This window comes from Microcoleus sp. LAD1_D5, assembly GCF_036702115.1.
Classification (GTDB): domain Bacteria; phylum Cyanobacteriota; class Cyanobacteriia; order Cyanobacteriales; family Microcoleaceae; genus Microcoleus.
In genome coordinates this window covers 55,247-80,187 of the sequence record NZ_JAUBSA010000022.1, presented here as the reverse complement: position 1 = coordinate 80,187, position 24,941 = coordinate 55,247, and the positions used below count along the sequence as shown (strand labels likewise).

Below are 24,941 nucleotides of genomic sequence, written 5' to 3'. Positions count from 1 at the left end.
TGATTTTAAACCATCCTAATCTTTCTTCAGTCTTGTCTTATGGTACTTTGGCTGCTTAAAAACTGTCCGGAGTATTGACAATTGACAAAAGGTATATTCAGTGTAGAGTAAGGTTTTGAAATAAAGATTTTTGCCCCCGGTTTACTGCGTATAAATTAGAGAAACACCAAGCAAATCTAGAGCCTTTTGTTGCACTGGGGTTGGTTCAGTGATCTTATCAAAAATCAAACTATATAGCAATCCTTGCAGGAGTCGTAAATGTTTTACCCCCCTCCTTGGACAAATCGCACCACATTTTAAGTTGCTACTTCGATACCTTAGAGTGATTCTACTCATTGACAAAAGTGTTTTTAGCTTAACTGGTGAGCAATGTGTAGACACTGGCTGCGGGCGATACCTAGCCAAAAGTTCGGGTCATTCCCCCGTCTGAAGACTGGCTGTAAGCTGGTCTTTTTGCTAGCTGAAAACTCTACTGTTAGTTAGGTCTTACGAGGGTTAATTGTCGTAAAGTGATTTTACAGGCAAGCGGCAAACAGGAGTGAGAACATTCAAGTAATTGTAGGGAAGCTTTGAACGTTTGTTGGGAAATTGTTTGTGCCTCAATTGACTTGCAAGGAATTTCCCCTTCAAATACACCCCTGCTTACAGCCGCGATCGCACTCTCGAAAGGAATAGCTGATGCAGGTAAAACAAAACAAACTTTTCACTACTGAAGCGATCGATCGCTTATCTTCACCGGAACGCCTCGACGAAATGATGCAGGTGGTTAGTCCTCGATCGTGGCTGCCACTAACTGCAATTGGCTGTTTAGTTGCTGCTGCGGCCGTTTGGAGTGCGATCGGGCGAATTCCGCTGACTGTTTCCGGTCAAGGCGTGTTGCTGATGCCCCGCCACGTCGTGCAATTTCAAGCTGCTAATTCCGGTCAATTGATCAAGGTGAATATCAAGCCGGGAGATGTTGTTAAACGGGGTCAGGAAATCGGCAGAATTGATAAACTAGACCTCAAGCAGCAGCTAGGGCAAGAGAAAGCAAAATTAGCAGAACTACAAGGGCAAAAGCAAGATACTAATAAGCTGCAACAACAGCAGATTGCCCTGGAATTAAAAATGCTCGAGCAGCAGCAAAAAGACCTTCAAGAAAGCTTGAATAGGGAGTCAGTTGCGCCGGTGCTGCACCAGCAAAGTATGGCGGCCTTAGAACAAAAACGTCAAAGTTTCGAGGAAAGTTTGCCCAGAGAACAAATTGCGCCGATATTGCGGCAGCAAACTCTGGCAGCGTTAGCAGAAAAACGCCAAAGTTTGGAAGAAAGTTTGCGGCGAGAACAAGTTGCGCCTGTACTGCGACAGCAAACTCTGGCCGCGATCGCGAAAAAACGTGACAGTCTTTTGCAGCGAAAGCAGCACATCAACTCTTTAGTGGAAACTTTGCAGCAGCGGTTTGAAACTCGTCGCGTTCTTTACGAACAAGAGAGGGCTATCAGTCAGGATTTATGGCTGCAAGCGAGACAGGAATTCGTGGACTCTCAGATGCAATTGGCGGACATTGAAACGCAGTTAAAGGAACTCGACGTTCAGAAAACTAATAGCGATCGCGAATACCTGCAAAATCTCAATAAAATTGACGAGCTCAAAAACAGTCGGCAGCAACTCAAGATTGAAACTACCAATACCGAACGGGATTACCTGCAAAATGTCAACCGCCTGAACGAAATTAAAAACAATCTCCAAGAACTTAAAGTTCAGAAAAGTAATACCGAACGAGATTACCTGCAAAACCTGAACAAAATTGACGAAATTAAAACTAAGATCAAAGACATCAAAACCCAAGCAATCAAACTAGCTCAACAAGATTTAGAAAAGTTGATCAGCCAAACAAATCAAATTCAGGAAGTTAAACGAAAGATTGCCCATTTACACAATCAGTTAGCTATCGAAAGCAAAGTTACCAGCCAATATGACGGCCGCGTTTTAGAAGTGAGCGCTGTTGCCGGTCAAATGCTGAGCATCGGTACAAGAATCGGGACGGTTGAAGCTAAAGCTAATCGTCAAAAAATGGTCAGTCTTGTCTATTTGGCTGACAGAGACGGCAAGCAAATTAAACCTGGAATGACTGTACAAGTTACCCCTAGCGTGGTCAAGCGAGAGCGCTACGGCGGCATTGTCGGCAAAATAACGCAAGTTTCTCCTTTTCCGGTTACTAATCAAGATATGTCGGTAATTATCGGCAATGAAAATTTGGCTGACAGCATCTCGAAAAACATAGCTGGTGGCGGTGCTCCCGTGCAAGTTTTTGTGGAATTGCAGGAAGATCCGAACACTTTCAGCGGTTACAAATGGTCTTCATCGAACGGGCCTCCTCTCAAGATTTCCCCCGGTACTACGGCGCTAGTTCGGGTTCAAATCGGGCAGTTAGCGCCGATTTCTTACGTGATTCCTATTTTTCGGTCTTTGACAGGGGTTTATTAACAGTTGACCGTTGACAGTTGATAGTTGACAGCGCAGTGAAATTCAAAATATGTAGGTTGGGTTGAGGTCACGAACCCTACCTACAGAATCTATTTGAGAAACGCTATATTACCAATTACCCATTAATAGCCGATGAGAATTCCCTGGATTGACAAGTTTTTTATGCCACGCCAATTAAGGCGAGTTCGTACTCCCACACTGCTGCAAATGGAAGCAGTAGAATGCGGTGCTGCTGCTTTAGGAATTATTTTGAGTTACTGGGAACACCCGGTACCTTTAGCTCAATTGCGGAGCGAGTGCGGCGTTTCTCGCGATGGCAGTAAAGCTTCTAATATCCTCAAAGCAGCGCGAATTTACGGCTTAGATGCTAAAGGGTTTAAAAAAACTGTCGAAGAGTTGAAAGCTGTACCGCCACCTTTTATTGTTTTTTGGAATTTCAATCACTTTTTGGTGGTTGAGGGGATGAAGAAAAAGCGCGTTTATCTCAACGACCCCGCATCGGGACCGAGGACTGTTTCTCTAGAAGAATTTAAGTCTGCTTATACTGGCGTTGTTTTGACTTTTGAGCCTGGGCCGGAGTTTAAAAAGGGTGGGAAAAAACCGAGTATTGCCCGTGCTTTAGATTCCCGATTGCAAAGTTCCCGTTGGGCGATCGCATTTTGTTTAATTGCTGGTTTATTACTGACTGTTCCCCGTTTGGCTGGAGCGGCATTTACTCAAATTTTTGTAGATGAAATTTTGGTCGAAAACCGTCACGAGTGGCTGCGACCTTTAATATTGGGAATGCTGTTTGCGGCGGCCGTTCAAGGGCTGCTAGCGCGAATGCGGCTTTTCTATTTGCGGCGGCTGGCAAACAAGCTTGCGATTTCGATGTCGGGACAGTTTCTCTGGCATACTTTGCGCTTGCCTGTGGGATTTTACGCCCAGCGGTTTGCAGGTGAAATTAGCAGCCGCTGCCAAGTTAATGACAAGGTTGCTGAAATTTTATCGGGGAAACTTGCTGCAACTGCGATCGACGCAGTGATGATGGTTTTCTATGCGATAATTATGGTTATGTACGACTGGGTATTGACCAGTGTTGCCGCTGTTTTTGCAGCCTTAAACTTTTTGGCACTGCAATCTTTATCCCGCAGCCGTGTCGATGCTAACACCAGATTAGCTCAGGAAACAGGTAAGGTTGGCGGTGCTGCAATTGCAGGCATTCAGTCTATTGAAACTGTCAAAGCTAGCGGTTTAGAATTCGATTTATTTTCTAAGTTTGCCGGGTACTATGCCAAAATGAGCAACGCCCAGCAAGAATTGGCTTTGCCCACTCAAATATTGTCAATATTACCCGCATTTTTGACGGCCTTAGCTGCAACTACTATCTTAGTTGTCGGCGGCATGCGAGTGATGAACGGCAGTTTGAGTATCGGGATGTTAATTGCCTACCAAAGTCTCACTCAGCAATTCCTCGGCCCAGTTAACAATCTGGTCAATTTTGGCAGCACTCTGCAAGAATTAGAAGCCGATTTAAGCCGACTGGATGACGTTCTGCAAAACCCGATCGATCCTGAAGCAGACCGCGATTCTTTTCACAGTCAAAACGGCCGCAGCGCCCTTGCACCCGATTCTTTTCACCTGCAAGGAAGCATTGAATTGCGGAGTGTCAGTTTTGGCTACAGCCGCTTGGAAGCGCCACTAATTAACAACTTGAACTTAACCGTAAAACCGAGTCAGCGGGTAGCGTTAGTGGGGGGCAGCGGTTCAGGCAAATCTACTATTGCCAAACTTGTCACCGGACTTTACGAACCAATGAATGGCGAAATTTTATTTGACGGGGTTCCCCGCAATTTGATTCCCCGTTCTATCCTAGCAAATTCGCTGGCAATGGTCGAACAAGAGATATTTCTATTTGCCGGCACTGTTCGGGAAAATCTCACGCTTTGGGACCCGACAGTACCGGAAGCAGATTTAGTGCAAGCGTGCATTGATGCGGCAATTCACGAACTTATTTTGAATATGCCGGGAGGATACGATGCTCAACTCAATGAAGGGGGAACAAATATGAGCGGCGGACAGCGGCAGCGTTTGGAAATTGCCAGGGCGTTAGTAAGGAATCCAGCGGTGTTGGTGCTGGATGAAGCAACGAGTGCTTTGGATGCTGAAACCGAGTTAATTATCGATCGCAATTTGAGGCGTCGCGGTACTTCTTGTATTGTGGTTGCTCACCGTTTGAGTACGATTCGAGATTGCGATGAAATTATTATGCTTGCAGGGGGGAAAGTAGTTCAGAGAGGCACTCATGAGGAGTTGCAAAAGCTGGGAGGAGCTTATGCTCGTTTGGTTGGGAACGAACAATAAACAGAAATACCGAACTTTTGAGGTAAGGTACAGATCCCTTGTAGGGACACGGCAATGCCGTGTCCCTACGGGTATCGATCGATCAGATAGATGTGTACTTCATAAACTTGCAATCTGCTGTATAAGCAACTAACCAGACTTGATATTACTAATCGCAAATTACTAGCTATGCTCGATCTAAATCCTGTTAAGAAACTGCACCGAATTAAAGGAAATGAACCGCTGCTGCTGAATGACCCGCATCAGGTATGGATTGTTCGATCGGGTGCGATCGCAGTCTTTGCAGCCAAGATACAAAGTGAGAAGCCTGCGGGCAACCGCCATTATCTGTTCGGCGTCGTTGCAGGCGAGGCTTTGTTCGGCGCTGCTACCACCCCCAACCAGGGCGGGCACGGGGGCACCGCCCAGGTTGGGGGGGGAGAAATTTCCAAACCAGGTTGGGGACTTCTGGCGATCGCGATCGCCGAAACGGAACTGGAACCGATCGCGATCACAGATTGTGCCGCTTTAGTTGCTGCTGGTGACGGCAAAACCCTCGCCCTTGTGGAAAGGTGGATACAGCATTTGGGAGAACGAGTGATTCCCTACGGGATAGATCCGCCGCGCGTGCCGGAGGAAATAGTTGCCCCAGAAACTGCGGTTGTAGCAGCAGCCTCGCAGCAGATATCGCTGCAAAAAGGTCAAATTCTGCGATCGCCGGGAACAGTTGTCTGGGTGCGCGTCCAGTCGGGCGATGCGAGTGTCGGGGAATTGAAGTTAAATACCGCTTCTCCAGCGTTTCCCTTGGCTGGGAATATGCTGCTGGTGGCATCCGGGGAAGTTGAGGTGCAAATTTTCTCAACAGCAGAGGTGGAAAATGCCGACTGGCTGCCCGCGAGTTTAGCTTTGCTGCACGAGTATTTCTGCTGCTGCTTGAACTTGCTGGTTTCCCAGCAAAAAGCAGAGGATTTCCGCCGGTTTCAGGAACGAGAACAGCTAAACCGCCAAGTAACTCAGACAGCTTTGGGAGAGTTAACCGAGGTGCTGCATCCCCGGAAAACTGCCTTGTCTGAGGAAGGAACGCCGCTGTTAATCGCTGCTGGGGCTGTGGGTAAAGCACAAGGGATTACCGTCGAGCCCCCGGCGGGTTCCGAAGACTTGAGTCGAGTTAAAGATCCGATGGAGGCGATCGCGCGATCGTCCCAATTTCGCACCCGCCGCGTCCTGCTGGTTGGAGATTGGTGGCGGCAGAACTGCGGCCCGCTATTGGCTTATACAAAGTGCGACAACCGTCCTGTAGCTTTGCTGCCCGGTAAGGGATATCGCTATACTTTGTTCGATCCGATCGACCGCAGCCGCCAACGGGTAACGAAAGCAGTCGCCCAAGGGTTGTCGCCAGAAACTCAAATGTTTTACCGACCCCTGCCGCTATTACTTCGCAACGCTGTGGAACTGTTTCGGTTCGGGACGAAGGGCTACGAAAAAGACATGATCGTTGCTTTTGGGCTGGGGATATTGGGAACGCTGCTGGGGATGGTGACGCCACAAGCTACCTCGATTTTGGTCAATGATGCTATTCCTGACAGCGCTCGTTTGTTACTGTGGCAGTTAGGGCTGGTATTGTTAGTTGCCGCGATCGGACGGGCTGTATTTAGCATGGCCCAAACAATTATGACGCTGCGGATCGAAAATGCTGCCAGCGGCACTCTCCAGCCGGCAGTTTGGGATCGATTACTGAGATTAAAACCGGCGTTTTTTCGCAGCTATTCCTCTGGGGATTTGCTGACTCGTTTATTAGCAGTTAATCAAATTCGCGCCCAACTCAGCGGCGCGACGCAGCGGACACTGTTGAACGCGATATTTTCCCTGCTGAATTTGGGGCTGATGTTTATTTACAGCCTGCCGCTGGCTTTAGTCGGAATTGGTTTAACCTTGATCGCGGTTATAGTAACAGTCACATCCAGCTTGCTCTTAATCCCAAAAGAGCGGCAGATGGAAACAGGAGAAGGCGACATTAACGGGCTGACAGTAGAACTGATTAACGGAGTATCAAAGCTGCGGGTAGCTGCCGCCGAAGGGCGAGCGTTTGCAGCTTGGGCGAAAAAGTATAGCCAGCAAATCAAGCTAAGAACAGGAATTAAACGAATTGACGACAGCGTTTCAGTATTTAACGAAGCGCTGCCATTAGTAAGTTCTATCCTGATGTTTTGGTTTGCAATTCAGTTCATGGAAAACCCTAAAACAGGAGGCGACGTACTGAATATGGGCACATTTCTCGCTTTTAATTCCGCCTTCGGAACCTTTCTTTCCGGCATCACAGACTTGAGCAATACCGTAACTGATATTTTAGGAATTGTACCGCTGTGGGAGCGAGCCAAACCGATCGTCCAGGGAATCCCGGAATCTGACCCGACAAAAGCCGATCCCGGTCGCTTAAAAGGTCAAATTACGATCGATCGCGCGACTTTCCGCTACCGTGAAGACGGCCCCCCAATTTTAGATGATGTCAGCATCAATATTCAACCGGGGGAATTTATCGCGATCGTCGGACCGTCTGGTAGCGGCAAATCAACTTTATTTCGGCTGTTATTGGGATTTGAAATAGCACAAAGCGGCACTATTTATTACGACAATCAAGATTTAGCAGGCCTCGATGTTCAAGCTGTGCGGCGGCAGTTAGGAGTAGTGCTGCAAAACGGCAGAATTAATGCTGGTTCGATGTTTGACAATATTACCTGCGGGGCGATGGTAACGCAGGAGGAAGCTTGGGAAGCGGCGCAAATGGCCGGTTTAGCCGCCGATATTGAACAAATGCCGATGGGAATGCACACGGTTGTCAGCGAAGGCGGCACGAATCTTTCGGGAGGACAGCGACAAAGATTGTTAATTGCCCGCGCGATGGTTGTCAAACCCAAGGTTATCCTGATGGATGAAGCTACGAGTGCTTTGGACAATCACACGCAGGCGATCGTTACTGAGAGTTTGGATAAGTTAAATGTTACCCGGATTGTCATCGCCCACCGCCTGAGTACGATTCGCAATGCCGATCGCATTTATGTAATTGAAGCAGGCCGTTTAGTGGAGGTGGGTTCCTTTGAAGAATTGATCGAACAGGGAGGATTATTTGCGAGATTAGTTGAGCGACAGTTAGAGTAGAGATTAAACATAAAACCATTCTCAAGAACGGGCAAGATGCCCGTTCCACAAGAAATTCACTCTTTGTGGAACGGGCATCTTGCCCGTTCATAAAAGCCTTATTAAAAATGGTGCAACATCTCATATCAATTCCGGTGTAACCCGAATGATATAGAGGAGACGGCAGTGCCGTGTCCCTACCGACAATAATATTGTAGGGACACGGCACTGCCGTCTCCTAATTTTGGCTACTAATAATTCCGATGCTAGCGGATTTGATATCATTTACATCCGTTACATCCGTTACATAATCCGCGGCCGGACTGCTTATTCTTTGGTCAGCAAATCGGGCAACCACAACAAAATTAGCAATAGCAAGCAGGCGATAACTAAGCCAACACTAAATATTGTAGCGTTACCCATACCGGGGGCTTGCTGCATGAGGTATACGGGCTGTATTGCATCCATGTTTTTTGTAGATAAAGGAAGCTAAACCCCAACCCCCGTAGGGGTGAAGCATTCGGGTGAATATTTCATCGGAAACACCCGATCCTTCTTGGGTCATTTGGTAATTTTTTTCTCCTTATTCATATTTGGCCATCCTTTGGTACCGGAGTAATTTTTGCCTCGCTACGTCTAGTGGGTTTGGTGGTTTAGGAGGCGGGCAACCTCCATTGATAACTTCAAGATCGCGCTCATCCAGTTCACCATCAGCCAACTCGCCTGAAGTATCTGACTGACTATGATACTGAAGTTCGGAACCTTGCGAGACTTCTTGAAAAGAAGGATTGACGCTTTCAAATTCAAAAGACATAAGATTTGCTCCTGATTGAATTGTTTGTGCTTGGTAACTGTTTATAGTTTATTGAATTCCCCTGCTAAAGTAGCTAGCTCAAAGTTGAGTTTTGAACCTATAAAAAAAGCTAGTTGGAACTAGCCTGTCGTTGAGAAGATTACCTAAACTTTTGGCTAGGTAATGCCGATCGCATACAACTATAGAGTGGTCTGTTTGCCAACCCCCGTAGGGGCGAAGGATTCGGCTGAATATCTTATCGGAAAAACCCGATCCTTCTTGAGTCATTTGGGAATTCTTTTCTCCTCATTTATCTTTAGCAATCGTCGTTGGTTCCAGTAGAATCCATTACCGCCTCGCCTACCGCACGTCTAGCTGCTGACCTAGCCACAGTGCGGATAATAGCTGGGGCTGCCAACCGTGCTCCAAGGACTAACAAAGGTAGTAGTATTCCACCATTAACTTCTTCCAGCTCATCATCACTTAACTCAGTTGAAAGACCCTTTTCATCCTCTAATAAATGAGAAGAGCAATATTGAGACTTGAAGGATCTGACTGACAATGATTGACACTTTCAAATTCTAAAGACATAAGATTTGCTCCTAATCGAATTATTTGTGTCTGGCAACTGTGCTGCGTTTTGGCGAAGCATTTGGACATATATATCAAAGTGTTGACGACAGAATTGTCGCCCAAATGCTTCGCCCCTACCAAAATCTTGGTAATGAATAGTCAAGCGCGGTTTGATAGGCGCTTGACTGAGCAAATGAAGTCCAGGACTTTTGTAAGTCAAAGAGGTATCACTTTCTAAGCTGCGCTATCACTTGCCCCGCACAGAACCGACAGCACCGCCTACGGCTCTTACGATACTTCCAAGAGCATGACCGCCAAGGTAGTTCAAGTTTGATTCATTATCATTTCGACCACCAGCCCCGTCTCCAAATCCTTGCAATTGATCCCTGATACCTTCTTTGACACCGTTCCAAGATAATCCTCCAGCAACGGATTCTAGCTCTTCAAAACTTAGCTCATCTGAAGTTTGAGCTTCAAATACTGACAAGTTTGACTCTGTTTCAAAAGACATAAGATTTGCTCCTAATTTTGAATGGTTTGTGTCTAGCGACTGTTTATATTTTTAGTTTATTAAATTCCCCCGCCGAAGTAGCTAGCTCAAAGTTGAGTTTTGAACCGATAAAAAAGCTAGCTAAGAACTGGCTATAAAATCGGGTAACAACCTAAACTTTTGGGTAGGTAACACCGATCGCCTACAACGATAGACTGGTAAGACTCTCCTGTGATGAGTCAAGCCTGCTTCCTATTGAGCGTTCCCAAAGTGCGATCGGCAATTAAGAAAGCCCTAAGAGTAGTACAAAAAAAGGGCGATCGCACTCCAAGAGGCAATTGTGCGATCGCCCGAGAGTCAAGAAAGCTGCTGACATTATTTAACAAGCTGTAGTGAGAAGTGCTATGGGTATTGAGATACATTGCACTTTCCCGCAATCAACATTGCACCCCTCTGAAGATCAGATCTGTGGGTAGAACGAATGAATTTACCATCTGGGTTGCTTAAGATTAAAATATCGATTTAAGCAGATTGAGGCGATCGCGCGACGGCAGAAAGAGCGATCGGGCTAACTCTCTAAATCCAAACCCCAGAATCCTATGCTGTATTCTCCATTTCAGCGACTCAAATCGACCCACTCTAGGTTCACTCCTGTTTTCCTAGCTTCCATTTCCCTTTTCCTAGTTACCACTGCTTTCCTATTAACTACTCCTGACTCTCTATTCCCAGCGATCGCTCAAACTACCGATGCTCGTAAAACCGAGGCCGATCGGCTGTTTCAGCAGGGCAACCAACAGTATCAGACTAGCCAATTTTCAGCCGCGCTGAATTCCTGGCAACAGGCACTGCAAATTTATCGCGCCATTAAATACCGTTACGGGGAGAGTTGGGCACTGGGCAATTTGGGAAGCGCTTATCACTCTCTGGGCAACTATGCCCAAGCGATTGAGTATGCACAGCAACAGTTAGCGATCGCCCGCGAAATTAAATACCGCGAAGGGGAAGGGGAAGCACTAGGCATTTTGGGAGATGCTTACCACTCTCTGGGCAACTATGACAAAACCATTGAGTATGTACAACAACAGTTAGCGATCGCCCGCGAAATTAAAGACCGCTACGGGGAAAATGAGGCACTAAGCAATTTGGGAGCCGTTTACCACTCTCTGGGCAACTATGCCAAAGCCATTGAGTATACAGAGCAGACTTTAGCGATCGCCCGCGAAATTAAGGATCGCCGAGGGGAGAGTAATGCACTGGGTAATTTGGGAGTCGCTTACCACTCTCTGGGCAACTATGCCAAAGCGGTTGAGTATTCAAAGCAACATTTAGCGATCGCCCGCGAAATTAAAAACCGCCGAGGGGAAGGTACAGCACTGGGCAATTTGGGAGCCGCTTACTTCTATCTGGGCGACTATGCCAAAGCCCTTAAATTTGGGGAGCAGAGTTTAGCGCTCGCCCGTGAAATTAAAAACCGCCGAGGGGAGAGTAATGCACTGGGTAATTTGGGAGCCGCTTACCTCAGTCTGGGCAACTATGCCAAAGCCATTGAGTATTCACAGCAACATTTAGCGATCGCCCGCGAAATTAAAAACCGCCTTGGGGAGGGTGTGGCACTAAGCAATTTGGGAGCCGCTTACCACTCTCTGGGCAACTCGGCCAAAGCCATTGAGTATACACAGCAGACTTTAGCGATCGCCCGCGAAATTAAAGACCGCAAAGGGGAAGGTATAGCACTGGGCAATTTGGGAGTTGCTTACCGCTCTCTGGGCAACAATGCCAAAGCGATTGAGTATTCACAGCAATATTTAGCCATCGCCCGCCAAATTAAAAACCGCCTTGGGGAGGGTAGGGCGCTCACCAACCTCGGAGTGGCGTTATTGAAAGCTGGCAACCCAACAGAAGCCGAGAAAATGCTCGTCAAAGGGATTCAAGTTTGGGAATCGATGCGTCAAATGCTCGGCTCCAACGACGCGCATAAAGTCTCCATCTTTGAAGGACAAGCTCGCACCTATCGGACTTTACAACAAGTTCGGGTAGCTCAGAATAACCCGATCGCCGCTTTAGAAATTGCCGAACGGGGACGTGCTCGTGCCTTTGTCGATATACTCACACAACGCTTATCCACTGGTGATGCCAATTCGGTCATCGCCACTGCTCCCAACCAAGAGCAAATTCGCCAAATCGCCAAAGCACAGAACGCGACTTGGGTGCAGTATTCCATCATCTACGATACTTTCGAGATCCAAGGCAAACAAGTAGGGAGGGAATCCGCGCTCTACATTTGGGTAATTTCACCGACAGGCGAAATTACCTTCCGCCAAGTTGACCTCCAACCCCTCTGGCAGCAGCACAACCGCTCCCTAGCCAGCTTGATCGTTGGCAATCAAGAATTTCTTGCCGTCCGCCGTCGCAGCAGTCTTGGCTCCACCCAACCCCAACCGGACTTACCGACGCTGCATCAACTGCTGATTGATCCGATCGCCAATTTCCTACCCAAAGATCCCAATGCCCAGGTCATTTTCATTCCCCAAGGTTCTTTGTTCCAAGTGCCCTTCCCCGCCCTGCAAGATAGCAACGGCACTTACTTAATCCAGAAACACACCATTCTCACCGCCCCCTCGATTCAAGTTCTGGCATTAACCCGACAACAACGACTGAAGCTAGCGAGTCAGCAATCAAACAGCGGAAAAGCTCTAGTATTGGGCAATCCCACCATGCCTAGTGTGTCTCTCTCTCCCGGAGAACCCAAACGGCAATTGTCTGCTCTACCTGGGGCCGAAGCCGAAGCCAGAGCGATCGCCCCGATGCTCAACACTGAAGCCATCACAGGCGCTCAAGGTACAAAAGCTGCGATCGTCCAAAAAATGCCCCAAGCATCGATTATTCACTTGGCAACGCATGGATTGCTCGATGATGTGCGCGGATTGGGAAGTGCGATCGCCCTGGCTCCTTCTGGCATCGACAACGGCTTATTGACCGCAGAAGAGATTTTCGACATGAAACTGCAAGCAAACTTAGTTGTTTTGAGTGCTTGCAACACTGGAGAAGGCAGAATTACCGGGGATGGCGTGATTGGTTTATCGCGATCGCTCATTTCGGCAGGAGTTCCCAGTGTGATCGTCTCCTTGTGGATGGTTCCCGATGCGCCTACAGCCGAATTGATGCAGGCATTTTATCAAAATCTTCAGAAAAACACGAATAAAGCACAGGCACTTCGGCAAGCCATGTTGACCACAATGAAAGCGCATTCTAATCCGCGAAATTGGGCAGCGTTCACGTTGATTGGTGAGGCAGATTAAGCTTCTTAGGACTTACGAATAAATACCAAAGAAACCAGGTTTTTCACTCCTTATTAAATAAAGGCTCGAATGCAGTCTTTTCCTCCAACCCGGTTTCTGCGTCCAGGACTAAAGTTTGCAGTGAGGACGACCGTCCTCTTTCATAAAATTAACAGGGAAAAAACATGATTCAACAATCAAATATGATTCGCGTTTTAATTGCCGACGATCATGCGATCCTGCGACAGGGTTTAGCCGCCTTGCTGGAACAAGAACCAGATCTAACAGTTGTTGCAAAAGCTAGCAACGGACAGGAAGCATTAACAATGTTCCGTCAATATCAGCCAGACGTGACACTAATGGATGTGCGAATGCCACAAATGGATGGAGTCGCGGCTATTACCGCCCTTTGTACTGAATTTGAAGCTGCCCGCATCGTCGTGTTCACTGCTTATGATGGTGATGAAGATATTTATCGCGGGCTGCGGGCTGGTGCCAAAAGTTATCTGCTCAAAGATACCGAACCTGACGAACTTTTTTTGGCAATTCGCACGGTTGTTAGCGGTAAAAAGTACATTCCCAGCGCCGTTGGTGCTAAACTAGCAGCTCGCATAGACAATGCTCAATTGAGCGATCGAGAATTGGAGGTAATTCGCCAGATCGTAACTGGTAAATGCAACCACGAAATCAGCCAATTTTTGCACATCAGCGAAAGTACCGTCAAGTTTCACATCAACAATATTTTGGGCAAATTGGGAGTTAGCGATCGCACGCAGGCCGCGATTTCCGCCTTAAAACGGGGGATTGTCAGCCTGTAGTTTAATGATCGGTATTTTTTATACTGAGAAATATGACTATTATGAGGGCAAATTATGATAAATAAGACCTTAAGTTTTAGGTAACAACTTTTTAGTAAGGCTAAGCTGGAGATCCATGGTACAATATCTCAGTTGCATCCGTTACATCCCGTACATTGCTCGTTGGCGAAATGGTTATTCTTTTGTTAGCCAATCAGGCAACCACAACAAAATTAGCAATAGCAAGCAGAGGATAACTAAGCCTACGCTAAATATTGTAGTTTTACCGTGATCGGGGGCTGGCTGCATGAGGTATACGGGCTGTATTGCATTCATATTTTCTGTAGATTGGGATTGCTATAGTTGTCATTTTTCCACGGAAAAGCAATCGCATACTCTGCGATTGCTTTGCAAATTTTAGCCTCATCGATCGCGTGGCAGTTGGCAATTATAAGTCACTCAGTTCCGATTGCCAAATGCGCGCGACGCTGCTTCTATTAAGTCCAAAGATACCAGCCCAATATTGGGACCTTTTGAATTGGTTGTGATAACGCGCATCCCGGCAGTCAGAGCTCGATCTGCCATATCGGAACGGCCGCCCGCGATCGCATCTAACTCTAAGTCGTTCAAGTCTTGATTAGTTGAGTCTGTCGGTGCCGCTGCTGCAATTGCCGGCGGTACTTCTTGAAAAGATTGATTGTTGCTTTCCATCAGATGTTTTCTCCTTGGATGTTTAAACTCAGCAGAAGCGCGATCGCTTCTAGTTACAAGCAGCTCATTTGCCGAAATGGGACTGCAAGTGGTTAATCAGTCGCATGGATATGCGGGGTTTCAGATAGTCCGGCACTGGGCCTTCGATTGTGAGAGTACGCATACCACCTGCGATCGCTTCGAGATCCAAGTCGTTCAATTCTCGATCGGTTGAGTTATCAGATTCGGATGCTGTGATTGCAGACGATTCGGACGGTACTTCTTGGGAAAATTTATTGTTGCTTTCCATTGATGTTTTCTCCTTGCACAATTAGTGAAATTTGTTTCCAAAAGCGATTGAACCCACTCCTAGGAAAGTTGCCTGCTCTCCAACTTTTTTACCCGCAAATGCGTCATAATTTCTCGGAGAGAAGCGGGGGATATTATGCCAATCTTGAAACATAAAACCCAAACCGCCTGCGATCGCATCTAATTCCGTATCATTCAATTCTTCACCGACAGGATTTGCTGGCGACTGTTGCGGCTGCACCGCAGTATCTTGCTCAACTTCTTGGGAAAACTGATTAATGCTGTCCATCTGATTTCTCCTTTTAATTTCGGTATTGGATTCAGAAAAGATTGCCTACAGTCCAGGAGTGAAGGCACCCGCGATCGCCCCAGCAACAGCTCCTTTTCCTGCTTCCTTAATAGGGTCTTCTCCTGCGAAAAGACCGGCGAAAAATCCACCTATTGCACCTAGTAATCCTCCTAGAAGAGGTCCAGCGCCAGCAACAGCTTCCAATTCACTGTCAGACAACTCGCCTGAAGTATCTGACTGACTCTGATATTGAGCCTCGATCGAATCCAGCCACTGTGAAACTTCTGTTGGCGAGAAACTGTAGCTTTTTTCTTTGCCAAGTTCCACCGTTTTATTCACTAAGGTTTCCCGATCCGCGATCGATCGAAACTGTAGCTGGAGTTCGGGATCTTGCGAGACTTCTTGAAAAAAATGATTGATGCTTCCCACTTCAAAAGACATGAGATTTGCTCCTGATTTAATTGTTAAGGAAGTTACTCCTTAATTAATTTTTTACAGCTAGGCTCTGGCTGGCCTATGCGTAAATTTAGTTTAGAAAATTTCCTGGCTAAAGTAGCTAGCTCAAAGTTGAGTTTTGAAGCTATAAAAACAACTTAGTTTGAACTAACCTTTAGTTGAGGAGATTACCTGAACTTTTGGCTAGGTATCGAATATCCCACACAACTATATACTGGTAACACTTTCTTGCAATGACTAAAGCCTGCATCCCATTCCTGAGTTTCTCCAAGCGATCGCCCCCACGCCCCAACCCCCCAACACAAACCACTCATACCGCCCATTAAATGCTAAAACAAGTTTAAACTCACACGGAGCCTTCCCTAATGACCCACTTCGGCATCTTCTGTCCAGCAGCCAACGGCCACCTCAACCCGATGACAACATTAGGCAACGAACTGCTTCGCCGAGGCCATCAAGTTACTGTATTTAACTTCCTTGATGCTAAAGCCACAACCTTAGCAAGCGGCTTAGAATTCCAGCCATTAGCTGAAGATGAATTTCCCGCAGGCTCAATGCCAGAACGCTTGGCCCAACTGGGGAAACTCAGCGAACTGACAGCCTTTCGATATACTATTAAACTATTGACCCAAGTTTCAGATATTCTCCTTTCACAAGCTCCAGCAACTATCAAAAAGGCTGGTGTAGAAGCTTTGCTCGTAGACCAAGTTTCACCAAAAGGAGGAACGATGGCGGATTTTCTCAACCTTCCTTTTATCACGGTTTGCAGTGCGTTAACCCTAAATCAAGACCCCAAAATTCCTCCCTTTTGTACACCTTGGCAATACAGTCCAACTTGGATAGCGAGTTGGCGCAATCAACTTAGCTATCAGTTACTCAGTTTGCTTGCAAGACCGATTCGAGAGGTCATTGCTGAGTATCGCGAAGAGTGGAAATTACCTCTGCACTCCCACCCGAATGATGCTTACTCGAAACTTGCTCAACTCAGCCAGCAGCCTCCTGAATTCGACTTTCCCAGGCAAAATTTACCCCCGCATTTCCATTTCACCGGCCCCTATCACAACCCAGCGACGCGCAAACCAGTGCCTTTTCCTTTTGAACAATTAACTGGGCAACCGTTGATTTATGCTTCGATGGGAACTGTGCAAAATCGCTTGCTGGATGTTTTTAAAATAATCGCCTCTGCGTGTGAAGGATTAGATGCCCAATTGGTAATATCTCTCGGCGGAAGTGCGACTCCCGAATCCTTGCCGTTATTGCCGGGAAATCCGATCGTTGTTGGCTATGCACCGCAATTAGAATTGCTGCAAAAAGCGACTCTGACGATTACTCATGCCGGGATGAATACAACGTTGGAATCCTTAAGCAATGGAGTCCCAATGGTGGCAATTCCTGTGACAAATGACCAGCCGGGAGTGGCAGCGCGGATTGCTTGGACGGGTGTTGGTGAAGTGGTTTTATTGAAGGAATTGAGCGTTCCTAAACTGCGATCGGCAATTGAGAAAGTCCTAACCCAAGAGTCGTATAAACAAAGGGCGCTCGAGATGCAAGAGGCGATCGGGCGATCGGGCGGAGTCAAGCGCGCCGCTGACATTATCGAACAGGTTGTGTTGACTGGGAAACCTGTCTTGGCTTCTAAAATCTAAAATCTAAGATTTGGAGTCAAATCTAAAATCTAAAATCTAAAATCTAAAATCGACTGATGGCTCACGCACCTCTGGTGTGAGGAGCAAATTTATGCTATGTTCGACTGCAAAGTTGACAGCGGTATGAATATGCTGACTCTTCCCGGCGTTGAAGTCACAGAGCTCATCTACGAAAGCGCAAACTCCCTGGTTTACCGAGCATTCCGACAACCCGACAGTCTCCCCGTCCTCCTCAAAATCCTCAAAGAAAATTATCCCACACCCCAAGAACTTGCCCGCTATCGCACAGAGTATAAAATTACACAATCTCTGAACCTGAGCGGCTGTATAAAAGCCTATGATTTGCAGCCATATCAAAACACCCTGGTGATGTTTGTGGAGGATTTTGGCGGCGAATCCTTGAAAATTTGGATGCAGCAGCAAAAATTTAGTATTGAAGAATTTCTCAGAATTGCGATCGCCACTACAGAAAGTTTACAACAAATTCACAACGCCCAGATCATTCACAAAGACATTAACCCTTCAAATATTGTCTTCAATCCAGCTAACGGCGAACTCAAAATTATCGATTTTGGCATTTCCACGCCGTTAACGCGCGAGAATTACACCATCAAAAATCCCAACATTTTAGAGGGAACTCTTGCTTATATGTCGCCGGAACAAACCGGCAGAATGAACCGAAGTTTAGATTACCGCACGGATTTTTATTCCCTGGGCGCTACCTTTTACGAACTGTTGACATACCAACTGCCTTTTGACACTAACGATGTGCTGGAATTAGTACACAGTCATCTCGCTAAACAGCCGTTATCTCCATCTCAGGTGAATCCCGAAATTCCGCAAATTGTTTCCGATATTGTGATGAAGTTGATGGGGAAAAATGCTGAGGAGCGGTATCAAAGTGCGATCGGAATAAAAGCCGATTTAGAAGAATGTTTAAATCAATTGCACAGCCATAACCATCTATCAGTTTTTACTCTAGGGAGTCAAGATATTTCTAACCGTTTTCAAATTCCACAAAAACTTTATGGCAGAGAGCGAGAAATTGATAGCTTACTGACAGCTTTTGAACGAGTCAGCGGACAAGGGCAAGATGCCACTCCCACAAGTTCAATAATGCTGATTTCGGGATATTCTGGTATCGGCAAATCAGCTTTGGTGCAAGAATTATACAAACCGATCACTCAACAGGGCGGTTATTTTATCTCCGGCAAATTTGACCAATATCAGCGCAATATTCCCTACAGCGCAATTGTCAATGCTTTTCAGGATTTAGCCAAACAACTGTTAACAGAAAGCGAAGCAAATCTCAAAGAATGGCGGGAAAAACTATTAGCAGCAGTGGGAATTAACGGTAAAGTCCTGATTGACGTAATTCCTGAAATTGAATTAATTATCGGCAAGCAACCTGCGCCGCCAGAATTGGGTGCGGCAGAAGTGGAAAACCGCTTTAATTTTGTGTTTCAAAACTTCATTAAAGTTTTTACCAAACCGGAACATCCTCTGACAATATTTATCGATGATTTGCAGTGGGCTGACGGCGCATCTGTGAAACTGATGCAACTGCTGATGAATGCTTCGCCAGCGGGACTGTTTTTAATTGGGGCTTATCGGGATAACGAAATTTCTGCGGCTCATCCGTTAATGCTAACAATTGAAGAGATTGTCAAAAATGGGGCAAAAGTCGATCGCATTTTCCTGTCACCTTTGGATCTATCCTCTGTTACTCAACTGATTTCTGATGCCCTGAATTGCCCAGAAGCAAGAGTCAACTGCCTTGCCGAATTAGTGTTTTTCAAAACGGGCGGAAATCCTTTCTTTATGAATGAATTTCTCAAATCCCTTTATACAGAAGGACTGTTACAATTTGACTTTACCCCCCTCCTCCCCCCTTACCAAGGGGGGACAAAAGACTTAATTCCCCCTTACCAAGGGGAGAGACAGGGGGGTTGGCAGTGGGATTTAGAGGAAATTAAAGCGAGGGGATTCACTGATAACGTTGTCGAATTGATGGCTGGCAAAATTCAACAACTGCCCGATAATACGCAGGAAACTTTAAAGGTGGCAGCCTGCATTGGCAATCAATTCGATCTGAAAACGCTAGCGTCAATTCGCAAAAAAAATCTGAGAGAAACGGCCGATGATTTGTACGAAGCAGTTGCGAGAAATTTAGTTTTCTTGCTGGGGAATATGGGAGATGTTGAATTAGACATTGCAGGTAAATCAGCCAGTAACCAATCCGTAGAATACAAGTTTGTTCATGACAGAATTCAGCAAGCTGCTTATTCCCTGATTGATGAACAGGATAAGCCGATAGTCCACAAACAAATAGGACAACTGCTGCTGCAAAATACTCCGCTCGACAAGCGAGACGAAAAAATATTTGATATTGTTAACCAATTAAATTTCGGCTTAGAGTTGATTGTTCATCAGCAAGAAAAAGACACACTGGCGGAATTAAACCTGATAGCAGGTCAAAAGGCTAAAGCATCAACTGCTTATCAGCCAGCTTTTAACTATCTGCAAACAGGGATAAACTTGTTGGCAGAAAACGCTTGGGTGATGCAATATAACCTAAGTTTGCAACTCCATCAGGAAGCCACAGAGGCAGCTTATTTTTTTGGGGATTTCGAGCGAATGGAAAGTTTAGCTGCCCTTGTCCTGGAAAATACTAAAATCGCAGTCGATGGAGCCAAAGTTTACGCTCTTAAAATTCAAGCAGCGCTGTCTAAAAGCAACTTTCAAGAAGGCATAAAAATCGGTTTGTATTTTCTACGCTTATTGGGGATAAACTTACCAGACAACCCAGACAGGAGGGATGTTGAAAAAGGATTTGAAAAAACAAAATCTCTTTTGGCTGGCAGGAAAATAGAGGAATTGCTTGACTTGCCCGAGATGACACAACCTGAACCTCTGGCAGCTTTATTGATTTTATCAAGACTAATGGGGACTACCTATATAGCTAATCCCAACTTAATGATATTAATGGTTTTAACTAATGTCAATTTATCGGTCGAATATGGAAATTCTATTTTGTCGGCTTTTGCTTATGCGACATACGGCGTTGTATTGTGTGGGATTGTTGTAGATATTGAGTTGGGTTATCACTTTTCCCAATTGGCATTAAAGTTAGTAGAACGCTTTAATGCCCAGGAAGTCAAGGCTAAAGTTTTAGATGCTATTGCCCATCACATTCTTCCTTGGAAAAAGCATTTAAAAGAAACTAGAGCTATGTTATTAGAAGCTTATCAGAGGGCGGTTGAAACGGGAGATGTAGAATTTATTGGCCATGTTTTATTCGAGCGACCTTTTAATTCTTATGCAATGGGATTTGAACTTGGGAAACTAGAGCAGGAAATCGTAAATAACAGTGAAATTATTAGAAAGTTTAGACTAACAAGTTGCTTAAATTATCTTTCTATGTATTTAGAGGTGGTTCGCAATTTACAAGCTAAGTCAAACAATACTATTCAGTTGATAGGAGATGCTTACAATGAAGAGGAATCGCGGGATGTATATCTATTAAATAATGACAAACACGGGTTGTTTTTGCTTTTTTTAAACAAAATGATTTTAGGTTTTTTATTTGAAGATAATTATGTATCGCTCGATAATGCAGACCTGGCACAACAGTATATAAGTGGCGAAACAGGAATAGTTGCTGTTCCGATATTTCACTTTTATGATTCTCTAGTTTATTTAAAATTAGCGAGCTATCGAATACCAATTGAGGATAAAAATAATTGGATCGAGCGAGTGACTCTCAACCAAGAAAAAATGCGTAACTGGGCGCATCACGCTCCCATGAATTACTTACATAAATTTTATCTAGTTGAAGCTGAAAAAGCGCGAGTTTTGGGGCAAGTTGTGGAAGCGATCAACTATTACGATATCGCAATTTCCCTGGCCAAAGAAAACGAGTACATCCACGAAGCCGCCCTCGCTTACGAACTCGCAGCCAAGTTCTATTTATCTAGGGGGAAAGAATTAACAGGCAAAGCTTATATGCAGGAAGCTCGTTACTGCTATCAACTCTGGGGTGCCGTGGCTAAAGTTAAAGATTTAGAAACGCGATATCCGCAATTATTTACGCTCGATCTACCTACAAAGAAAAACATTTCAACCACTACATCAACTACGGGCAGCCCTTCTACTTCTTCCTTGGATATCGCTACAGTCATGAAAGCTTCCGAGGCCATTTCTGGCGAAATTGTACAGGAAAAATTACTCTCCAGATTGATGAAAATTTTGATTGAAAATGTCGGGGCTCAAAAAGGATATTTAATTTTAGAAAGCCAGGAAAAATTGCTGATTGAAGCTGAAGGTGTAATGAATGATGAACGGATAACAGTGTTGCAATCGGAACCAGTAGAAAACTGCCAGGAACTTTCCGAAACAATTATCAATTATGTCGCCCGAACCAAAGAAAATTTAGTTTTAAATGATGCCACTCGTGAAGGTAACTTTACGAATGACCCTTACATCAAAGCACGTCATCCCAAGTCTATTTTGTGTGCTGCTTTGATGAATCAAGGTCAACTGGCTGCTATTGTTTATCTCGAAAATAACCTTACCGCACAAGCTTTTACTCCCGATCGCCTGGAAGTTTTGCAATTGCTATCGGGACAAGCCGCGATCGCACTTACCAATGCTAAACTTTATGCAGAAGTAAAAGAACGCGAAAACCGGCTGACTCAATTTATCAATGCTATGCCCATCGGGGTAGCCGTGCATGACACCACCGGACAAATTACCTACGCAAATCAGACAGCACGTCAACTAAGTGCCATTCCCACAATACCCGAAGCAAATACTGAGAAATTAGCAGAAGCTTGTCAACTTTATCTCGCGGGAACTAACGAGTTATATCCCACCGCACAAATGCCAATCGTGCGTTCTTTGACGGGTGAAACGGTCAAAGTAGATGATATCGAGTTCCACCGACCTGATAAAATTGTTTCCTTGGAAGTTTCCAGCACACCAATTGTGGATGAAACGGGTAAAATTAATTATGCGATCGCCACATTTCAAGACATCACCGATCGCAAACAAGCCGAAAAAGTTTTAGCGGATTACAACCGCACTTTAGAACAGCAAGTGAGCGATCGCACTCTCGAACTTCAGCGGGAAATTATCGAGCGACAACGAGCTGAAGACGCCGCACAAGAAGCCAACCGAGCAAAAAGTACATTCCTCGCAAATATGAGCCACGAATTGCGGACTCCCCTCAATGCAATTCTGGGTTTTTCTCAATTAATGAATCGCGGTTCTAACTTATTGCAGGAACAGCAAGAACATCTGAGTATTATCACCCGCAGCGGAGAACATTTGCTCGAATTGATTAACCAAGTATTAGATTTGTCCAAAATAGAAGCGGGACGCACGACTCTCAACAAGACCAATTTTGACCTCCACCGCCTGCTGGACGACATCGAAAATATGTTCCGACTTCCGGCCGAAAATAAGGGATTGCAGTTATTAGTAGAGCGGATGCCAGACGTTCCCCAATATGTGCAAACTGATGAAATAAAATTGCGCCAAATCTTGATTAATCTGCTTTCTAACGCGATTAAATTTACCTCCCAAGGCGGCATTTATGTGCAAATAAAAAAACACGAGCGGGTTCATCAAATATACTTTGAGGTTGAAGACACCGGAGCGGGAATTGATGTTAGTGAATTAGACAAGCTCTTTGAAGCTTTTGTTCAAACTAAAACAGGGGAGGAATCGCAACAAGGAACAGGATTAGGTTTAACGATCGCACGTTCTTTTGTGCAGTTAATGGGAGGTGAAATGACAGTCAGTTCTCGCGCGGGATGCGGTACTATATTCAAATTTGACATTAAAGTTAATTCAGTTGAAAGTGCCGATCGCCAACAGAAGCAGCCCACCAGACGAGTTATTGCGATCGCACCCAATCAACCCCGCTATCGAATTCTCGTTGCAGACGACGCTTTTGACAACCGCCAACTGCTAGTTAAACGGCTTTCCGCGATCGGTTTTGAAGTCTACGAAGCCAAAAATGGGATGGAAGCAATCGAAAAGTGGGAGCAATATTCACCGCACTTAATCTTTATGGATATGCGGATGCCGGTGATGGATGGGTATGAAGCAACCAAACAAATTAAAGAAGGCAACCACAGGGGGATTGCCCCTACGGAAAACGAGGATTTTGTAGGGGTAGTGCCCCCGTGCCTACCCCAGACAGCAATTGTTGCGGTAACAGCAAGTAGTTTTGAGGAAGACAAAGCTATGGTTCTTTCTACCGGCTGCGATGATTTTATTCGCAAACCATTTAGAGAAGCAAACATATTTGATGTTCTCCACAAACATATCGGGGTACAATTCGTTTTTGAAGAACTAAATGCTGCCCCCTGTTTCACAGAAAATGAAGTAAATGTATTGACAAAAACCGCTTTTTCTGAATTACCTCCTGAGTTAGTAGCCAATCTTCAGCAAGCCATTAGCAACCTCGATTTAGAACAGATGCAAACAGTCATCAGTCAAATTCGCGAAATCAATCAGCCCTTAGCGAGGGCAAGCGCAGCTTGCATTAAAAATTTTCAGTACGAACAGTTGCTAAATTTAATACACACATTGAGGGATGAGACATGAACAAAAACCTCAGTTTTCCCCGCGAGGAAAGTATTTTAGTTATTGATGATTGTCCTGAGAATTTAAAACTTTTAAGCGGGATACTATCGGCCGCTGGCTATAAAGTTAACCTAGCTCCCAGTGGCAAATTAGCTCTCAACTTTATCGCTTCCAACTTACCAGACTTAATTTTACTGGATATTATGATGCCTCACATGGATGGCTATGAAGTCTGCGAGCAGCTCAAATCTACTCCGAAAACTCAAAATATCCCAATAATTTTTATCAGCGCTTTGCAGGAAGTATTTGATAAAGTAAAAGCATTTTCTGTGGGGGGAATAGACTACATTACAAAACCTTTTCAACAACAAGAAGTTTTAGTGCGCGTCGAAAACCAATTACGTCTAAAAAGGATGTCTAAACAACTCATAGACCAAAATATTCTCGAAGAGCGCAACCGCATGGCGCGGGAAATTCACGACACCTTAGCGCAAACTTTGGCAGGCATTATCATACATTTGGGAGCCGCAGAACGGGTAATAGCAGCCAATCCAGAACAAGCACAAGGACACATGAAAACAGTCTGCGAATTGGCTCGCTCTGGACTTGCCGAAGCGCGGCGATCCGTAGAATCTTTGCGCCCGCAACTGTTAGAAGATGGCGACTTGTATAGCGCTCTCAACCAAATTGCTAAACAAATGTCATCAGATACTGATACGCGCACTATTTTAGAAGTGATTGGCCCCGCCTATTCCCTACCCTTAGAAATAGAAAATAATCTGTTGCGGATGGGGCAGGAAGCATTAACAAATGCTTTCAAATATGCCAAAGCTACAGCGATCAAAATTGAGTTGGTTTATGAAACATCCAAGTTTTTTTTGCGGGTGCAAGACAACGGACAGGGATTTGATACGGAGAGTATCTGTTTTAGGAATGGCTTTGGTTTATTGGGAATGAGAGAACGCGCCGATCGCATTAACGCGCAACTAATTGTAAACAGCAGCCCCGGAAACGGAACAGAAGTTATAGTTTCAGTTAATCGCCAGTAAAGTGCACATTTCGCAGCATACATAGTAAGTTTGTATTGAGATTTTCAGTTTTTT

At 45.4% G+C, this 24,941-nt stretch carries 17 protein-coding genes; 8 read left to right on the top strand and 9 right to left on the bottom strand.

Annotated features, from left to right (window positions below; genetic code table 11):
• Positions 1 to 678 precede the first annotated feature (678 nt).
• The 3 genes from QUA70_RS12100 to QUA70_RS12090 all read left to right on the top strand — a co-directional run bounded on the left by QUA70_RS12100 (position 679) and on the right by QUA70_RS12090 (position 7,944).
• The gene (locus QUA70_RS12100) at positions 679 to 2,466 is read left to right on the top strand and encodes an NHLP bacteriocin system secretion protein (protein WP_333350942.1); all 1,788 of its coding nucleotides are present in this window, start codon (positions 679 to 681) and stop codon (positions 2,464 to 2,466) included.
• 162 nt (positions 2,467 to 2,628) lie between these two features.
• Positions 2,629 to 4,809, top strand: coding sequence for an NHLP family bacteriocin export ABC transporter peptidase/permease/ATPase subunit (locus QUA70_RS12095; protein ID WP_333350944.1), 2,181 nt, complete (start codon positions 2,629 to 2,631; stop codon positions 4,807 to 4,809).
• Between the two features lie 168 nt (positions 4,810 to 4,977).
• Positions 4,978 to 7,944 carry an NHLP bacteriocin export ABC transporter permease/ATPase subunit gene (locus QUA70_RS12090; protein WP_333350946.1) on the top strand — a complete coding sequence of 989 codons (2,967 nt, stop codon included), beginning with the start codon at positions 4,978 to 4,980 and terminating at the stop codon, positions 7,942 to 7,944.
• 306 nt (positions 7,945 to 8,250) lie between these two features.
• On the opposite strand, the gene QUA70_RS12085 is transcribed toward QUA70_RS12090, so the two are convergent.
• The 4 genes from QUA70_RS12085 to QUA70_RS12070 form a co-directional block, all read right to left on the bottom strand.
• Positions 8,251 to 8,391 carry a hypothetical protein gene (locus QUA70_RS12085; protein WP_333193652.1) on the bottom strand — a complete coding sequence of 47 codons (141 nt, stop codon included), beginning with the start codon at positions 8,389 to 8,391 and terminating at the stop codon, positions 8,251 to 8,253.
• 115 nt (positions 8,392 to 8,506) lie between these two features.
• Positions 8,507 to 8,737: a hypothetical protein gene (locus QUA70_RS12080; RefSeq protein ID WP_333347915.1), complete on the bottom strand. Its 231-nt coding sequence runs from the start codon at positions 8,735 to 8,737 to the stop codon at positions 8,507 to 8,509.
• Between the two features lie 799 nt (positions 8,738 to 9,536).
• A complete protein-coding gene (locus QUA70_RS12075; RefSeq protein ID WP_333347912.1) occupies positions 9,537 to 9,800 on the bottom strand; it encodes a hypothetical protein in 264 nt (87 codons plus the stop codon).
• Positions 9,801 to 10,018: 218 nt separating this feature from the next.
• Positions 10,019 to 10,201, bottom strand: a complete 183-nt coding sequence (locus tag QUA70_RS12070; protein ID WP_333193644.1) for a hypothetical protein — start codon at positions 10,199 to 10,201, stop codon at positions 10,019 to 10,021.
• A 177-nt stretch (positions 10,202 to 10,378) separates the two neighbouring features.
• Here QUA70_RS12070 and QUA70_RS12065 point away from each other — a divergent pair, with 177 nt between their 5' ends.
• Together QUA70_RS12065 and QUA70_RS12060 are read left to right on the top strand one after the other, a co-directional pair.
• Complete coding sequence (locus QUA70_RS12065) at positions 10,379 to 13,078, top strand: CHAT domain-containing tetratricopeptide repeat protein (RefSeq protein WP_333347909.1); 2,700 nt, start codon at positions 10,379 to 10,381, stop codon at positions 13,076 to 13,078.
• Between the two features lie 164 nt (positions 13,079 to 13,242).
• Positions 13,243 to 13,875 (top strand): response regulator, encoded by a 633-nt coding sequence (locus tag QUA70_RS12060; RefSeq protein ID WP_445251639.1) that lies wholly within the window; start codon positions 13,243 to 13,245, stop codon positions 13,873 to 13,875.
• Between the two features lie 174 nt (positions 13,876 to 14,049).
• On the opposite strand, the gene QUA70_RS12055 is transcribed toward QUA70_RS12060, so the two are convergent.
• From QUA70_RS12055 to QUA70_RS12035, 5 genes are all read right to left on the bottom strand, one after another.
• Positions 14,050 to 14,190, bottom strand: coding sequence for a hypothetical protein (locus tag QUA70_RS12055; RefSeq protein ID WP_333326341.1), 141 nt, complete (start codon positions 14,188 to 14,190; stop codon positions 14,050 to 14,052).
• A gap of 123 nt (positions 14,191 to 14,313) precedes the next feature.
• A complete protein-coding gene (locus QUA70_RS12050; RefSeq protein ID WP_333326344.1) occupies positions 14,314 to 14,565 on the bottom strand; it encodes a hypothetical protein in 252 nt (83 codons plus the stop codon).
• A 64-nt stretch (positions 14,566 to 14,629) separates the two neighbouring features.
• Positions 14,630 to 14,854, bottom strand: a complete 225-nt coding sequence (locus QUA70_RS12045; protein WP_333326346.1) for a hypothetical protein — start codon at positions 14,852 to 14,854, stop codon at positions 14,630 to 14,632.
• A 21-nt stretch (positions 14,855 to 14,875) separates the two neighbouring features.
• Positions 14,876 to 15,142 (bottom strand): hypothetical protein, encoded by a 267-nt coding sequence (locus tag QUA70_RS12040; protein WP_333326348.1) that lies wholly within the window; start codon positions 15,140 to 15,142, stop codon positions 14,876 to 14,878.
• 45 nt (positions 15,143 to 15,187) lie between these two features.
• Positions 15,188 to 15,583, bottom strand: coding sequence for a Nif11-like leader peptide family natural product precursor (locus QUA70_RS12035; RefSeq protein ID WP_333326349.1), 396 nt, complete (start codon positions 15,581 to 15,583; stop codon positions 15,188 to 15,190).
• A gap of 380 nt (positions 15,584 to 15,963) precedes the next feature.
• On the opposite strand from QUA70_RS12035, the gene QUA70_RS12030 reads away from it, so the two are divergent.
• The 3 genes from QUA70_RS12030 to QUA70_RS12020 all read left to right on the top strand — a co-directional run bounded on the left by QUA70_RS12030 (position 15,964) and on the right by QUA70_RS12020 (position 24,887).
• Positions 15,964 to 17,244: a glycosyltransferase gene (locus tag QUA70_RS12030; RefSeq protein WP_333326351.1), complete on the top strand. Its 1,281-nt coding sequence runs from the start codon at positions 15,964 to 15,966 to the stop codon at positions 17,242 to 17,244.
• Positions 17,245 to 17,340: 96 nt separating this feature from the next.
• The gene (locus QUA70_RS12025) at positions 17,341 to 23,859 is read left to right on the top strand and encodes an AAA family ATPase (RefSeq protein ID WP_333347907.1); all 6,519 of its coding nucleotides are present in this window, start codon (positions 17,341 to 17,343) and stop codon (positions 23,857 to 23,859) included.
• Positions 23,856 to 24,887, top strand: coding sequence for a response regulator (locus tag QUA70_RS12020; RefSeq protein WP_333347905.1), 1,032 nt, complete (start codon positions 23,856 to 23,858; stop codon positions 24,885 to 24,887). Before QUA70_RS12025 ends, QUA70_RS12020 begins: the two co-directional genes overlap by 4 nt.
• Positions 24,888 to 24,941: the final 54 nt, after the last annotated feature.

Excerpts from the sequence above, each read along its gene's own strand:
- QUA70_RS12020 (WP_333347905.1), top strand. The coding sequence starts at position 23,856 with ATGAACAAAAACCTCAGTTTTCCCCGCGAGGAAAGTATTTTAGTTATT.
- QUA70_RS12090 (WP_333350946.1), top strand. The coding sequence starts at position 4,978 with ATGCTCGATCTAAATCCTGTTAAGAAACTGCACCGAATTAAAGGAAAT.
- QUA70_RS12085 (WP_333193652.1), bottom strand. The coding sequence starts at position 8,391 with ATGGATGCAATACAGCCCGTATACCTCATGCAGCAAGCCCCCGGTATG.
- QUA70_RS12045 (WP_333326346.1), bottom strand. The coding sequence starts at position 14,854 with ATGGAAAGCAACAATAAATTTTCCCAAGAAGTACCGTCCGAATCGTCT.
- QUA70_RS12095 (WP_333350944.1), top strand. The coding sequence starts at position 2,629 with ATGCCACGCCAATTAAGGCGAGTTCGTACTCCCACACTGCTGCAAATG.
- QUA70_RS12080 (WP_333347915.1), bottom strand. The coding sequence starts at position 8,737 with ATGTCTTTTGAATTTGAAAGCGTCAATCCTTCTTTTCAAGAAGTCTCG.
- QUA70_RS12055 (WP_333326341.1), bottom strand. The coding sequence starts at position 14,190 with ATGAATGCAATACAGCCCGTATACCTCATGCAGCCAGCCCCCGATCAC.
- QUA70_RS12040 (WP_333326348.1), bottom strand. The coding sequence starts at position 15,142 with ATGGACAGCATTAATCAGTTTTCCCAAGAAGTTGAGCAAGATACTGCG.
- QUA70_RS12075 (WP_333347912.1), bottom strand. The coding sequence starts at position 9,800 with ATGTCTTTTGAAACAGAGTCAAACTTGTCAGTATTTGAAGCTCAAACT.
- QUA70_RS12030 (WP_333326351.1), top strand. The coding sequence starts at position 15,964 with ATGACCCACTTCGGCATCTTCTGTCCAGCAGCCAACGGCCACCTCAAC.
- QUA70_RS12025 (WP_333347907.1), top strand. The coding sequence starts at position 17,341 with ATGTTCGACTGCAAAGTTGACAGCGGTATGAATATGCTGACTCTTCCC.
- QUA70_RS12100 (WP_333350942.1), top strand. The coding sequence starts at position 679 with ATGCAGGTAAAACAAAACAAACTTTTCACTACTGAAGCGATCGATCGC.
- QUA70_RS12060 (WP_445251639.1), top strand. The coding sequence starts at position 13,243 with ATGATTCAACAATCAAATATGATTCGCGTTTTAATTGCCGACGATCAT.
- QUA70_RS12050 (WP_333326344.1), bottom strand. The coding sequence starts at position 14,565 with ATGGAAAGCAACAATCAATCTTTTCAAGAAGTACCGCCGGCAATTGCA.
- QUA70_RS12065 (WP_333347909.1), top strand. The coding sequence starts at position 10,379 with ATGCTGTATTCTCCATTTCAGCGACTCAAATCGACCCACTCTAGGTTC.
- QUA70_RS12070 (WP_333193644.1), bottom strand. The coding sequence starts at position 10,201 with ATGTATCTCAATACCCATAGCACTTCTCACTACAGCTTGTTAAATAAT.
- QUA70_RS12035 (WP_333326349.1), bottom strand. The coding sequence starts at position 15,583 with ATGTCTTTTGAAGTGGGAAGCATCAATCATTTTTTTCAAGAAGTCTCG.